The organism is Micromonospora sp. C97 (assembly GCF_018070385.1).
Classification (GTDB): Bacteria; Actinomycetota; Actinomycetes; order Mycobacteriales; family Micromonosporaceae; genus Micromonospora; species Micromonospora parva.
On the sequence record NZ_JAGPXU010000044.1, the window covers coordinates 21,320 to 34,590 of the forward strand.

Below are 13,271 nucleotides of genomic sequence, written 5' to 3' on the forward strand. Positions count from 1 at the left end.
CGGTCGGTCAGGATGCGCCGTCGGCGCGGAGCCGGAACACGTTCGACTCCGCCGAGTCGCGCAGTGACCCGAGCACCGCGCCGATCTTGTCGGCCGGCATCGGCTTGAAGAAGTGGTAGCCCTGCGCGGAGGTGCAACCCAGCTCGGCCAGGGCCATCCGCTGCTCGGCGGTCTCGACCCCTTCGGCGACCACCCGTAGCCCCAGCTCGTGGGCAAGGCCCACCGTCGTCCGGACGATCGCGGCGGCCTCCGGCGAGTCGGCCATCCGGATGACGAAGGAGCGGTCCACCTTCAGCTCGTCCACGGCGATCCGGGTGAGGAACGTCAACGACGAGAAGCCGGTGCCGAAGTCGTCGACAGCGAGTTGCACGCCCATCGACCTCAGCGTCGCCAACACCTCGTCGATGACCTCCAGCTCGCTCATCACCACCGTCTCGGTGATCTCCAGGACGAGCCGGTGCGGCGGCACCTGGTGGCGGCGCAACGCGTCGGCGATCTCCACCGGCAACCGGGGGTCCAGCAGGCTGCGCGCCGAGAGGTTGACCGAGATCGGGACGTCCAACCCCTCCCGGGCCCAACCGGCGGCCACGCTGAGCGCCTTGTTCAGCACGTAGCGGGTGAAGGTGCCGAGCTGCTCGCTGTTCTCCACCGGCCGGATGAAGTCAGCCGGGTTCAGCCACCCCCGCCGGGGATGCTGCCACCGGATCAGCGCCTCCACCCCGGTCGGCGCACCAGTGGCCAGGTCGACCGCCGGTTGCAGTGCCAGCACCAGCTGATCGTCGACAGTCAACGCCTCACGTAGCTCGGCCAGCAGGGCGAGCTGGTCGGTGCTGGCCGCGTCGCGCGCGCCGTCGTACGCGGCGACGTTGCCGCCGCCCTCCTTGGCCTGGTACATCGCGATGTCGGCCCGACGCAGCAGCTCGGTCAGGTCAGCGGTGCCGGCGGCGGCCACCACCACACCGACGGAGACCTCGATGGACATCCGTACGCCGGCCACCTCGGTCGGCGCGGCCAGCCGCTCGGCGATCTCGCGAGCCTGGCGCAGCGCGTGGGCCATCGGGGCGGCCCGGTCGCCGAGCACCGGCACCGCCGTGAGCAGGAGGGCGAACTCGTCACCGCCGAGTCGACCGAGCAGGTCCCCGGTGCGGACCAGCGCGTTGAGTCGGTTCGCGGTCAGCCGCAGCAGTTGGTCGCCCGCCGCGTGACCGAGGGTGTCGTTGACTTCCTTGAACTGGTTGATGTCCAGCAGCAGCAGCGCCACCGGGTGGTCGTGGCTGAGCTGTCGCAGCGACTGGTCGCCCCTGCTCAGCATCGCCGCCCGGTTGGCGAGCCCGGTGAGCGGGTCGTGCACCGCGTCGTACGACGAACGGGCGGTCACCAGGCGCAGCTCGTGGTGGGTAGCGGCGTCGTGCAGCGCGGCGGCGAGCGCGTCGCCGAACGCGGCCACCGCGTCGCGTTCCCGGGCGGTGGGCGGGGCCGAGCGGGGGAACCGCACCCGCAGCCGACCGACCGGCGCGGCACCGACCGACAGCGCCCGGCTCAGCTCGTGCTCGTCCGGTTCGGACTGTTCCGGTGGTCCGGTCTCGCGGTCGACCAGTTGACCGCCGGCGTCGCCCCGGTAGCGGTGCCACCGGCCGTTGGGCCGGGCCACGTCGACGTCCACCAGTTCGGCGTTGAACAGCGTCAGCGCTCCGGTGACCGCCGCGCTGGCCACCCCCCGCTCGTCGAGCTGGTTGAGGGCCGCGGTGGCCTCGGCGAAGGCCCGCCAGGTGCGGCGCTCCTGATCCGAGCGCAACCGGTAACGGTAGGTCTGTTGCAGCAGCCACAGCAGCGGCGGCAGCAACAGCAACCAGCGCGGGTCGAGCTCCAGCAGCGCGACCACCACGAGGCCGACCGCCACGTTGCCGACGAACATCAGCAGCTTGCCGCGCAGCGCGGCGAGCAGCGGCGGCCCGATGGGCAGGCCGTGCCGCAGACCCACCGTCACGCCGCCGAGCCAGGCGGTCACCAGGAGGTACGTCACCGAACCGGCGATCACGGCCAGCGCCAGCATCGGGGTGGGCGCAGAGAGCAGCGGCCGCCCGAGCGCGGTGGTCACGGACACCGCCAGTGCCGACGCGGCGGCGAGCGACGCGGCGATCCGGACGATCTCCAGGGCCGGACGGCGGTCGTTGTGCAGTGACAGGATCGTCCAGGCCAGCCCGGTGCCGAGCAGCGTGGCGGACGGGAGCCAGCCGGCGGGGGTCAGGTAGAGGCAGACGATCAGGGCCGCCTCGCCCCAGGTGATGCTGACCATGCCCGCTGGCGAGCGGAACCGCAGCCGGGCGAACTGGGCGAGGGCGAGGACGGCGACGGCGATGCCGAAGCGGGCCGGACCGCCGAGGGGGTCGTCGGCCGGCAGCCGGACCGGGAGGGTCAACCCGACCACCGCGGCGGCCACTGCGGTCACCGTGACGGCGGCGGTGAGCACGAGCAGCCGGCCCGGTGTGCCACGCACCCCGAGCCGATCGAACGGGTCGTCGGCCGGACCGGAGGTCATCGACCTCCCCCGTCAGCCGACCGACCGACGTCGCGGCGGGCGGCCGGTGCTGTGCTGGTCATCGGCGCCCCCTCCCGCACACGGCTCGGAGACTTTTGGTCCCCCCGGCGGAAGGCTAAGCCAAACCGGGTGGCCGCAACAGGGGGCGACCACCCGGTTCGGCGTGATTCATGCGCCGGCTATCCGTTCAGGTGCTGCTGGTGCCCGTTGGGAGCGGGTGTGGATGAATCCCGCCCCCCGGTCCCGTCTGTCGGATCGACGACTGACGCATCGGCCCTGGTCGGGTCGGCCGCCCCGGACTGCTGGGGGAAACGGTCCGGCAGACGGCGCAGCCGAGAGTTCATGTTGCGGATCAGCAGGATGGTCGCGGTGGCCAGCAGCAGGATGAGGAACAGGCCCATCGGCCCGGCCAGACCACCCGTGCGGGTGTCCCCGAAGTTGTTCTCCGCGAGCACCTGGGCAGCGGTCAGCATGGCGTTCCTCCGAAGTGCGGTTGGTAACCAGGGTAGCCCTGCCCGGAATCAGCGCGCGTGCGCCGTCTCCCGCACCCCCGCGAAGAGATCGGACTCGGGCAGCGGGCTGTCGACCATCGAGCGGGCCAGCTCGTAATCCTCGGTGGGCCAGGCGCGTTGCTGCAACTCCATCGGGACGTGGAACCAGAAGCCGTCCGGGTCGACCTGGGTCGCGTGGGCGCGCAGCGCGTCATCGCGGACCGGGAAGTAGTCGGCGCACTCCACCCGGGTGGTGATCCGGGGGCCCTTGTCGGGCCGATCCTCCCACCGCTTGAGCCACTCCTCGTAGGGCGACTCCAGCCCGGCGGCCAGCATGCCCTCGTGCAGCGCCATGATCTTGCCCTTGGAGAAGCCGATGTCGTAGTAGAGCTTCAGCGGCTGCCAGGGCGCGCCCAGCTCCGGGTAGCGCTCCGGGTCACCGGCGGCCTCGAAGGCGGCCACGCTCACCTTGTGACACATGATGTGGTCAGGGTGCGGGTAGCCACCCTCCTCGTCGTACGTGGTGACGACGTGCGGACGGAACTCACGCATCAGCCGCACCAGCGGACCCGCGGCGACCTCGACGTCCTGAAGGGCGAAACAGCCCTCGGGCAGCGGCGGCAACGGATCGCCCTCGGGCAGGCCCGAGTCGACGAAGCCCAGCCAGGCCTGGTCGACACCGAGGATCGCCCGCGCGGCGTCCATCTCGGCCCGCCGGATCTCACCGATGTTGGCCCACACGTCGGGCCGGTCGAGCTTGGGGTTGAGCACGCTCCCGCGCTCGCCGCCCGTGCACGTCACGACCAGGACGTCCACCCCCTGAGCGACATACTTCGCCGTCGTCGCCGCGCCCTTGCTCGACTCGTCGTCCGGGTGCGCGTGCACGGCCATGAGACGCAGTTGCTCTGCCAACTTCGGCGCTCCTCGTCTGTGCCGGACGGTGGACCCGACCGGGCTCAACCGGCTGACCTGCCGGGATCTTCTCGCCGCACCCTGTCGCCGGCCAGCAGCGCCAGGCATGACCTGCCATTCCTGCCGCTGGACCGGGTGGGAGGATGGGGCTCTGTCATTCTTGCCGATGCCGCCGACAACAACGCCAGGAGATACCCGCCGGTGACCGAGACGCACGCCACAATTTCACCAGCTGCGCCGGAATTCCCGGCCGGGCGCTACGGCCGGCGTCGGGCACCGGGCGGCAAGCGCCGCCGTACGCTGCTGGCCGCGCTGGCGCTGCTGGCGCTGGTGGCGACGCTGACCGTGATCTCGTTCCGGCTCTACCGGCAGTACGGCGACCCGGTCTACGACGCACAGGTGATCACGTACACCGACATCACGGACAAGCAGGTGCTCGTCCACTTCCGGGTGACAGTCCCGCCGGGTGGCGCGGCGGTCTGCGTGCTGCGGGCCCGGGACCGTGCCGGGGCCGAGGTGGCCCGCGAACAGGTCACCGTGACCGCCGCCCCCGGGGATCGGCACGTCACGACCCGGCACCGCCTGGCCACCACCGCGCGGCCGTTCATCGGCGAGGTGCTGCGCTGCCAATCACCGTCCTGAGCTGCCCGAACAGCACTGGAAACGCTGTCGATCGAGCGCCTACCGCGGGTGTCGGATCCGGACACCGGCGGTGATGGCCGACACCCTGTGTCGTACCGCACTGGTAACTTGGTAGTTCACCTGTCAGCCAGCCACGCACAACTGAGGAGAACGCCTGTGTCCACTGGCAACGAGGCGCCCGCCACCTGGCTGTCCCAGGACGCGTACGACCGCCTCCAGGCCGAGCTCGACGAGCACATCGCCAACCGTCCGGCGATCGCAGCCGAGATCAACGCTCGGCGCGAGGAGGGCGACCTGCGGGAGAACGGCGGCTACCACGCCGCCCGCGAGGAGCAGGGCAAGGCCGAGGGTCGCATCCGCTACCTGCAGGAGCTGCTGCGCACCGCGAAGGTCGGCGAGGCCCCGTCCGCCGACGCGGTGTCGCCGGGCATGGTGGTGACGATCTACTTCGACGACGACACCAACGACACCGAGACGTTCCTGCTCGGTTCGCGGGAGATCGCGGCCACGACCGACCTGACCGTCTACAGCCCCGAGTCCGCGCTGGGCAAGGCGATCCTGGGCGGGCGAGCCGGGCAGACCTGCACCTACACGGCACCCAGCGGCGCCGACATCAAGGTGACGGTGGTCAGCTTCGAGCCGTTCTCCGGCTGACCCGTCGCCGACAGCGGCCGGCCGGGTTGACCGAGGCCGGCACCGAGACACCGCGTATCCGAGGCGTGGCACCTACCGGTGTCACGCCTCGGCTGCGAAGACCACCTGATAGCCGCTGGCCCGCAGGGCGCTGATCAGCGTGTCCGAGTGTTCGACGCCCCGGGTCTCCACCGACAGCGCGACCTCCACCTCGCCGAGGCTGAGGTGCGGGTTGGCCCGCTGATGCTCCACGTCGACCACGTTGGCCCGGTGCTCGGCGATCTGGCTGAGCAACGACGCGAGCTGCCCCGGCCGGTCCGAACAGCGGACTGTCACCCGCAGGTAGCGACCCGCGGCGGCCAACCCGTGCTCGATCACCCGCAGCATCAGCAACGGGTCGATGTTGCCGCCGGAGAGCACGGCGACCACCGGCGTCTCCACCTCGACCACGCCGGCCAGCAGCGCGGCGACCCCGACCGCCCCGGCCGGCTCGACCACCTGCTTGCCGCGCTCCAGCAACATCAGCAGGGCCCGGGAGATGTCCTCCTCGGAGACCGTGACGATCTCGTCGACCAGCTTGCGCACGTGGTTGAAGGTGATCTCGCCGGGCCGGCCGACCGCGATGCCGTCGGCGATGGTGGCGAACACGGGCAGCCGGACCGGTTCTCCAGCGACCAGTGAGGGCGGGAACGCCGCCGCGCCGGCCGCCTGCACACCGATGATCCGGACGTCCGGTCGCAATGCCTTGACGGCCACCGCCATGCCCGAGATCAGACCGCCGCCACCCACCCCGGTGATGATCGTCTTCACGTCCGGGCACTGTTCGAGGATCTCCAGCGCCACTGTGCCCTGCCCGGCGATCACGTCGGGGTGGTCGAACGGGTGGATCAGCACCGCGCCGGTGCGCTCGGCGTACGTGTGCGCGGCGACAAGCGACTCGTCGACGGTGTTCCCGGCCAGCTCGACCTGCGCGCCGTACCCCTTGGTGGCGGCCACCTTCGGCAGCGGCGCGTTGACCGGCATGAAGACGGTGGCGTGCGTGCCGACCAGGCCGGCGGCGAGGGCCACGCCCTGCGCGTGGTTGCCCGCGCTCGCCGCCACCACGCCGCGCTCCCGCTCCGCCGCCGACAACCGCGAGATCCGCACGTACGCGCCCCGGACCTTGTACGAGCCGGCGCGCTGCACGTTCTCGCACTTGAGCCAGGTCGGCCCGCCCAGGGCCGCGCTGAGCGGGCGGGAGGGCTCCAGCGGGGTGGTGCGGGTGACCCCGGCGAGCAACTCCCGTGCGGCCCGCACGTCGTCGAGACCGACCAGTTCCGTCATGCCCCGATCGTGCCACCCGCCGCCGCGGCCCTCGGCGGCGACACCGGTGTCGACAGGACGGACCGGCCGGCTCGATCGCCACGTCAGTCCGCCGCGCACCCGGTTGATCCACTCGACGGTCCTGATGTCGCGGTGTCAGCCTCGCTGCGACACCGCGACATCAGCGAACCCGAGTGGATCATGCCCGAGGTGACCCCTCCAGCCCAGGAACGGCCGGAGCGCCCGGAGCGGTCGACGGGGCCGGAGCGGCCGGCGGGACCGCGTCATTCGCCGGGACCGGCGGGACCAACGGCGCGGGCGGCATCTCCGGCAGCACCGCGCCCGGCCAGACCCCGGCGGTCTGCCACACCGGCAGCGCGCGGGCGATGCGGGCCTCCTGCGCGGCGGAGATCCGCTGGATCAGCAGGTACAGCGTCACCGCGGCGACCACGCACGCCACCGAGGGCACGATGTTGCGCAGCAGTGAGTCCCGGTAGTAGTCGACGTACTGCTGGTAGCCGCCGTCGGTGGTGGGGGTCTCCGGCAGCTTGTTGTAGGCACCGTCGTCGAGGCGGCTGACCAGCCGCTCGCCGAGGCTGAACACCAGCCAGGAACTCCACCAGACGGCCACCAGGGTCGGGGTGAACCGCCGCCAGAGGCTGTCGCGCGCCACGGCCGCCATCACCCGGGCCGGCACCACCAGGTTCGCGAACGGCACCAGCCAACCGGCGATCGCCCATCCGGCCCCGAGCGTCGGCAGCGCGCCCGGGAAGGCGTCGGTGTTCTTGCGTGCCCGCCACATCCAGATGATCACCAGCACGGCGGCGGTGAGGTACGCGACCACCATGGGCAGCGACGACACCACCTGCATGATCAACGCGGCGACCAGCAGCTCAGGGTCGTTGTCGACCTTGGCCTGCCGAGCGAGGGCCATCCCGACCAGCGGGGAGAGCGCCACCACGAGGTAGAGCACGGCGGTCGCGCCGACCGCGATGCGGGCCGCCAGACCGATGCCACGCACGCGGTGCGTCGGCAAGCCGGGAGTGATCGCGGCCTGGCCGACCGGCGTGTAGCACCGTTGGCATTCGTCGTGCTCGGGGGAGATGGCGTCCCCGCAGGTCTGGCAGCGCATGAGTTCCCCCGGTGTGCACGCGTGATGATGCGCGCACACCGTAGACGATCATGCGGAGGTCGGCGACCCCGTTCCGACCCGGGGGTAGCCGGGTGCGTGGCGTGTCCACGGGGCGGCCATCTCGAACTGGCCGGCCACACCGAGCAGCAGCAGCTCCGAGCCGGGCGGACCGACCAGCTGCACGGCGACCGGCAGGCCGTCCGGGCGGCGGCCGACCGGCACGACGACCGCCGGCAGGCCGGCGATGTTCCAGGGCGCGGCGTACGGGGCGTACCGGATGTTGGCGGACATGTTCGCCCGCCAGGACCGCTCCGACCAGCGGGCCGCCTCCGGTGGCGCGCTGGCCAGCGCCGGGGTGAGCAGCAGGTCGACCGAGTGGTCGGTGAAGAAGTCGACCGACCGTTGCCGCCACGCGGCCCGGTCCGCCTCCCGCACGTAGCCGCGGCGCTGCGCCCACTCGCCCAGCGCGACGTGCCGCCGGGTACGCCGTTGCAGACCGCGCCGGTCCAGGCCGGACGCCCGGACGTCGGTGGCGGCCGCGGCGAGCCAGGTGGCGATGCCCTGAAGGCCGAGCGCGGTGGGGTAGACCGGATCCGCTGGCACCGTGTCGTGCCCGGCGGCGGCGAGGAGCCGACCGGCGGCGGCGACCGCGTCCCGGTTCGGCGCGTCCGCCGCGACACCGCGCACCGGGGAACGCAACGAGACCCCCACCCGCAGCCGCTGCGGCGGGACGAGCTTCTCGGGGCGTCGGCCGGCGAGCACCGAGAAGCCGACCGCCGCATCGGCGACCGTGCTGGTCAGCATGCCGTGCTCGGTGAGACCGAACCAGTCGTCGGCACCGAGCTGGCAGGGGACCACGCCCCGACCGGGCTTGAGCCCGACAAGCCCGCAGCAGGCCGCGGGAATCCGGATCGAGCCGAGACCGTCGTTGGCGTGCGCGATCGGCACCAGCCCGGCGGCGACCGCGGCGGCCGAGCCACCCGAGGATCCACCGGGGGTACGCGTGCTGTCCCACGGGTTACGGGTCACCGCGCTGTCGTCGTCGGTGAGTGCCCACAGCCCCAGTTCGGGCATCCGGGTCACGCCGAGGATCACCGCGCCGGCGCCGCGCAGTCGACGCACCACCTCGTGGTCGGCCTCCGCGACGTCGGTGCGGGCGGCGGCCGACCCGTTCCAGGTGGGCAGGCCGGCGACCGGGGTGTTCTCCTTGACCGCCACCGGAACCCCGGCCAGCGGCAGGTTCGCCAGGTCCTCCTGCTCGTCGACCTTCTCCGCCTCGGTGATCGCCTCACCGCCGCGAACGGCGCGGAACGCGGCCAGCTCACGGTCGGCTCGGGAGATGTACTCGAGGTGGTCGGCGACGACCTGGGTCGCCGAGACGTCACCTCGGCGTACGCCCCGGGCGATCTGCTTGGCGGTCGCTCCGACCCAGGTCGCCATGATGTCCTGCACGGCCATCCTTCCCCAGCGGTCAGCCCAGCGCCTGCTCCAGATCGGCGAGTAGGTCGTCGACCGTCTCGATGCCGACAGACAGTCGCACGAGATCGCCGGGAACTTCAAGCGGCGAGCCGGCAGCACTTGCGTGTGTCATCCGGCCCGGGTGCTCGATCAGGGATTCCACGCCGCCCAGCGATTCGGCGAGCACGAAGAGCTTGGCCCGGTTGCAGATGTCCACGGCGTGCTCCTCACCACCGGCGGCGCGGAACGAGATCATGCCGCCGAACCGGCGCATCTGCTTGACGGCCACCTCGTGACCGGCGTGCGAGGGCAGCCCCGGATAGATCACCTGGGCGACCTTGGCGTGCCCGTCGAGGTAGGCGGCGAGCCGCTCGGCGTTGTCGCAGTGCCGGTCCATGCGTACCCCGAGGGTCTTGATGCCCCGCAGGGTGAGCCAGGCGTCGAACGGGCCGTTGATCGCGCCCATCGCGTTCTGGTGGTAGCGCAGCTCCTCACCGAGACCGGCGTCGGCGACGACCAGCGCGCCACCGACCACGTCGGAGTGCCCGCCGATGTACTTGGTGGTGGAGTGCACCACCACGTCCGCGCCGAAGGCGATCGGCTGCTGGAGGTACGGCGAGGCGAAGGTGTTGTCCACCACCAGCAGGGCGCCCGCGTCGTGTGCCACGGCGGCCAGGGCGGCGATGTCGGCGATGCCGAGCAGCGGGTTGGTCGGCGTCTCCACCCAGACGATCTTCGTGCGACCGGGCTGCACGGCCGCCCGGATCGCGGCCGGGTCGGAGACCTTGGCCGGGCTGAACTCCAGGCCCCAGCGCTGGGCGACCCGGGCGAAGAGCCGGTACGTGCCGCCGTACGCGTCGTCCGGGATCACCACGTGGTCACCGGGCTGGCACACGGCCCGCAGCAGGGTGTCCTCCGCCGCCAGGCCGCTGGCGAAGGCGAGCCCCACCGGCCCGCCCTCCAGCGCCGCCAGGCACTCCTGGAGCGCGTCCCGGGTCGGGTTGCCGGACCGGCTGTACTCGTAGCCGAGGCGGGGTGCGCCGACGGCGTCCTGGGCGTACGTGCTGGTCTGGTAGATCGGTGGGATCACCGCGCCGGTGCGGGCCTCAGGGTCCTGGCCGGCGTGAATGGCGAGCGTCTCGAAGCCGTGACTCATTCTGGTGAGGCTAGTGCCCCGTCGGAGAGGGCTGGAACGGAACCCGCGCTCCGAGGCGGGGCCGGGCCGCCAACGGCGTCGGCATAACCTGGCCCGATGAGCGGCTGCGTGTTCTGCGGGATCGTGGCGGGCGAGGTGCCGGCGTTCCGGGTGGCCGACACCCCGGACGGGGTGGCGTTCCTGGACACCCGGCCGGTGTTCAAGGGGCACGTGCTGGTGGTGCCCCGGGCGCACCTGGTGACGCTGGCGGAGTTGCCGGCCGACCTGCTGCCCGGCTACTTCGCCCTGGTCCAGCGGCTGGCGGTGGCGGTGGAGACCGCCCTGGGCGCCGGTGGGACGTTCGTGGCGATGAACAACAAGGTGTCCCAATCGGTGCCCCACCTGCACACCCACGTGGTGCCGCGAACCAAGGGCGACGGTTTGCGGGGCTTCTTCTGGCCGCGCACCCGGTACGGCGACGACAGCGAGGCCCAGAGCTACGCGGACCGGGTAGCGGCGGCGTTCCCGGCCGGGGCCTGAGTCACCGTCACGCGGGTAAGGAAGCAGGACCCTCTGGTGTTGCACGCCGCGAGTGGTACGAGAGGAGATCCCCACCGTGTTTCTGCGCCGCATGAAGGCCGAAATGGTGACGCCCGACCAGGCCCTGCCGGGCCGCCCGATCGCCATGCCGGTCGCTGACCGCCACGAGGTGCTGGGCACCCCGTTGAAGGGCCCGTTCCCGGAGGGCCTTCAGGTAGCGGTCTTCGGCATGGGTTGCTTCTGGGGCGCCGAGCGGCTGTTCTGGACGCTGCCCGGTGTCTACACCACCTCTGCCGGCTACGCGGGTGGCATCACCAAGAACCCGACGTACGAGGAGACCTGCTCCGGCCGGACCGGGCACGCCGAGGTCGTCCAGGTCGTGTACGACCCCAGCAAGATCAACTATGAGGATCTGCTGAAGGTCTTCTGGGAGAACCACGACCCGACCCAGGGCATGCGCCAGGGCAACGACGTCGGCACCCAGTACCGCTCGGCGATCTACACGACCACCGACCAGCAGCGGGCCATCGCCGAGTCGTCCCGGGACGCGTTCCAGCCGATCGTGACGCGCGCCGGCAAGGGTGAGATCACCACCGAGATCGCCCCGCTCGGCAGCTACTACTTCGCCGAGGACTACCACCAGCAGTACCTGGCGCCGACCAAGAACCCGAACGGGTACTGCAACCACGGCCCGAACGGCCTGAGCTGCCCGGTCGGCGTGGCCCGTGTCGACGGCTGACCGGCGCGGGCATTCCCGTTCGGCCCTGTGATCGAAATCCGTTGCCGAGCCCGACGAGAACTCGATAACGTGGCCGTACACGTGAAAGGAGGTGGTCCAGACTTGTATAGCAATCGGACTCGTGAGGTGGCTGTCAGCTAGCCGCTGTCCTCGACAGTGATCGGCCCGCCGCGAGGCGGGCACCAGCACCATCGTCGAGACCGTGTGGCAGCGGTGCGGCGAATTCCAGGCAGCCACCCGACCCCCGGGGCGCCGGCCCAGTCCAGCCGGCCCGTGCGACAGCGCGGAGCGCCCCGGGGGTCGCTCCATATCCGCAGGAGTGGCCATGTCCATGCGCGAGTTGGTGGTCCTGGGGACGGCCAGCCAGGCACCGACCCGTCAGCGCAACCACAACGGGTACGTGCTGCGCTGGGACGACGAGGTGATCCTCTTCGACCCGGGCGAGGGCAGCCAGCGCCAACTCCTGCACACCACTATCACCGCCACCGACCTGACCCGGATCTGCGTCACGCACTTCCACGGCGACCACTGCCTGGGCCTGCCCGGCACCATCCAACGGCTCTCCCTGGACCGGGTGTCGCACCCGGTAGCCGTGCACTTTCCGGCTGGCGGCGCCGAATACTTCGCCCGGCTGCGGCACGCCACCTCCTTCTACGAGACCGCCGAGCTGCGGGTCGAGCCCATCGAGGCGGACGGGCAGCGCATCGCCCTGCGCTGCGGCACGCTGGAGGCCCGCCGGCTCCGGCACCCCATCGAGACGTACGGCTATCGGCTGGTCGAGCCGGACGGGCACCGGATGCTGCCGGAGAAACTGGCCGCGTACGGCATCGTCGGCCCGGCCGTCGGCGAGCTGATCCGCGTCGGGCACCTCGACCTCGACGGACGCCGCGTCACCCGGGCCGAGGTGAGCGTGCCCCGACCGGGGCAGCGGTTCGCGTTCGTGATGGACACCGGCCTCTGCGACGGGGTCTACGCCCTCGCCGAGCACGCCGACCTGCTGGTCATCGAGTCGACATTTCTGGAGTCGGAGGCCGCGTTGGCCGCCGAGGTCGGCCACCTGACCGCGGCGCAGGCCGCCCGGGTGGCGACCGAGTCCGGGGTACGCCGACTCGTGCTCACCCACTTCTCCCAGCGCTACAGCGACCCGCGCCGGTTCCACGACGAGGCACGCGCGCACTTCGACGGTGAGCTGATCGTCGCCGAGGATCTGACCACGGTGCAGCTTCCGCCGCGCCGGGTAACCTCGGCCGGGTGACCATCACGCTCCGCTCCGCGACCGAAGGCGATCTGATGGCGGTGGGGGCCCTGCACCAACGCTCCCGGGTCGCCGCGTACTCCGCCTTCCTGCCGGCCGAGGCGCTGGCCGACCCGACACCGGAGGCGATGGGCCGCTACTGGGTCGAGCGGTGGCTGTGGGAGCGGGACACCCACCGGATGACAGTGGCCGAGCGGGCCGGGGCCTTGGTCGGGTTCAGCCACCTGGGCCCGGACGACGAGGACGACCCCACCACCGGGCTACTCAACGCGATCCACCTCGACCCGCGCGAGCAGGGCCGGGGCGTCGGTCGCACCCTGATGGTGGACGCCCTGGACGCCATGCGGGCGCAGGGCTGGCGGCGTGCCGTGCTCTGGGTGCTCCGGGAGAACGCCCATGCCCGAGCCTTCTACGAGCGCGGCGGCTGGACCCCGACCGGCGCGGAGCGCGTCGAGCACATCGGCACAGCCCTCACCCCGCAACTCCGCTACAC

13 protein-coding genes are annotated in these 13,271 nt (G+C 71.8%); 6 read left to right on the top strand and 7 right to left on the bottom strand.

Annotation, left to right across the window (positions count from 1 at the left end):
* Nucleotides 1–7 precede the first annotated feature (7 nt).
* From KBX26_RS31205 to mca, 3 genes are all read right to left on the bottom strand, one after another.
* Nucleotides 8–2,539 (bottom strand): bifunctional diguanylate cyclase/phosphodiesterase, encoded by a 2,532-nt coding sequence (locus KBX26_RS31205; protein ID WP_210867053.1) that lies wholly within the window; start codon nt 2,537–2,539, stop codon nt 8–10.
* Nucleotides 2,540–2,718: 179 nt separating this feature from the next.
* Nucleotides 2,719–3,012, bottom strand: coding sequence for a hypothetical protein (locus KBX26_RS31210; protein WP_030337951.1), 294 nt, complete (start codon nt 3,010–3,012; stop codon nt 2,719–2,721).
* A gap of 48 nt (nt 3,013–3,060) precedes the next feature.
* Nucleotides 3,061–3,942 carry a mycothiol conjugate amidase Mca gene (gene mca, locus KBX26_RS31215; RefSeq protein WP_030337950.1) on the bottom strand — a complete coding sequence of 294 codons (882 nt, stop codon included), beginning with the start codon at nt 3,940–3,942 and terminating at the stop codon, nt 3,061–3,063.
* Between the two features lie 201 nt (nt 3,943–4,143).
* Here mca and KBX26_RS31220 point away from each other — a divergent pair, with 201 nt between their 5' ends.
* Both KBX26_RS31220 and greA read left to right on the top strand, forming a co-directional pair.
* Nucleotides 4,144–4,584: a DUF4307 domain-containing protein gene (locus KBX26_RS31220; RefSeq protein ID WP_210867054.1), complete on the top strand. Its 441-nt coding sequence runs from the start codon at nt 4,144–4,146 to the stop codon at nt 4,582–4,584.
* Between the two features lie 156 nt (nt 4,585–4,740).
* On the top strand, nt 4,741–5,238 hold the full coding sequence (greA, locus tag KBX26_RS31225) for a transcription elongation factor GreA (protein ID WP_030337948.1): 498 nt from the start codon (nt 4,741–4,743) through the stop codon (nt 5,236–5,238).
* Between the two features lie 81 nt (nt 5,239–5,319).
* On the opposite strand, the gene ilvA is transcribed toward greA, so the two are convergent.
* From ilvA to KBX26_RS31245, 4 genes are all read right to left on the bottom strand, one after another.
* The gene (gene ilvA, locus KBX26_RS31230; protein WP_030337947.1) at nt 5,320–6,540 is read right to left on the bottom strand and encodes a threonine ammonia-lyase; all 1,221 of its coding nucleotides are present in this window, start codon (nt 6,538–6,540) and stop codon (nt 5,320–5,322) included.
* A gap of 178 nt (nt 6,541–6,718) precedes the next feature.
* Nucleotides 6,719–7,555, bottom strand: coding sequence for a DUF4328 domain-containing protein (locus KBX26_RS31235; protein WP_247681286.1), 837 nt, complete (start codon nt 7,553–7,555; stop codon nt 6,719–6,721).
* 144 nt (nt 7,556–7,699) lie between these two features.
* Nucleotides 7,700–9,109 (bottom strand): amidase, encoded by a 1,410-nt coding sequence (locus KBX26_RS31240; RefSeq protein ID WP_030337945.1) that lies wholly within the window; start codon nt 9,107–9,109, stop codon nt 7,700–7,702.
* A gap of 13 nt (nt 9,110–9,122) precedes the next feature.
* Complete coding sequence (locus KBX26_RS31245; protein ID WP_030337944.1) at nt 9,123–10,265, bottom strand: cystathionine gamma-synthase; 1,143 nt, start codon at nt 10,263–10,265, stop codon at nt 9,123–9,125.
* Nucleotides 10,266–10,361: 96 nt separating this feature from the next.
* Between KBX26_RS31245 and KBX26_RS31250 the strand changes: the two genes are divergently transcribed.
* The 4 genes from KBX26_RS31250 to KBX26_RS31265 all read left to right on the top strand — a co-directional run.
* On the top strand, nt 10,362–10,784 hold the full coding sequence (locus KBX26_RS31250; RefSeq protein ID WP_210862620.1) for an HIT family protein: 423 nt from the start codon (nt 10,362–10,364) through the stop codon (nt 10,782–10,784).
* A 76-nt stretch (nt 10,785–10,860) separates the two neighbouring features.
* Nucleotides 10,861–11,523, top strand: a complete 663-nt coding sequence (gene msrA, locus KBX26_RS31255) for a peptide-methionine (S)-S-oxide reductase MsrA (RefSeq protein ID WP_030337942.1) — start codon at nt 10,861–10,863, stop codon at nt 11,521–11,523.
* Between the two features lie 325 nt (nt 11,524–11,848).
* Nucleotides 11,849–12,778, top strand: coding sequence for a ribonuclease Z (locus KBX26_RS31260; protein ID WP_210867056.1), 930 nt, complete (start codon nt 11,849–11,851; stop codon nt 12,776–12,778).
* Nucleotides 12,775–13,271: GNAT family N-acetyltransferase (locus tag KBX26_RS31265; protein ID WP_210867057.1), on the top strand; the 497-nt coding region annotated here is incomplete at its 3' end. The genes KBX26_RS31260 and KBX26_RS31265, both read left to right, overlap by 4 nt.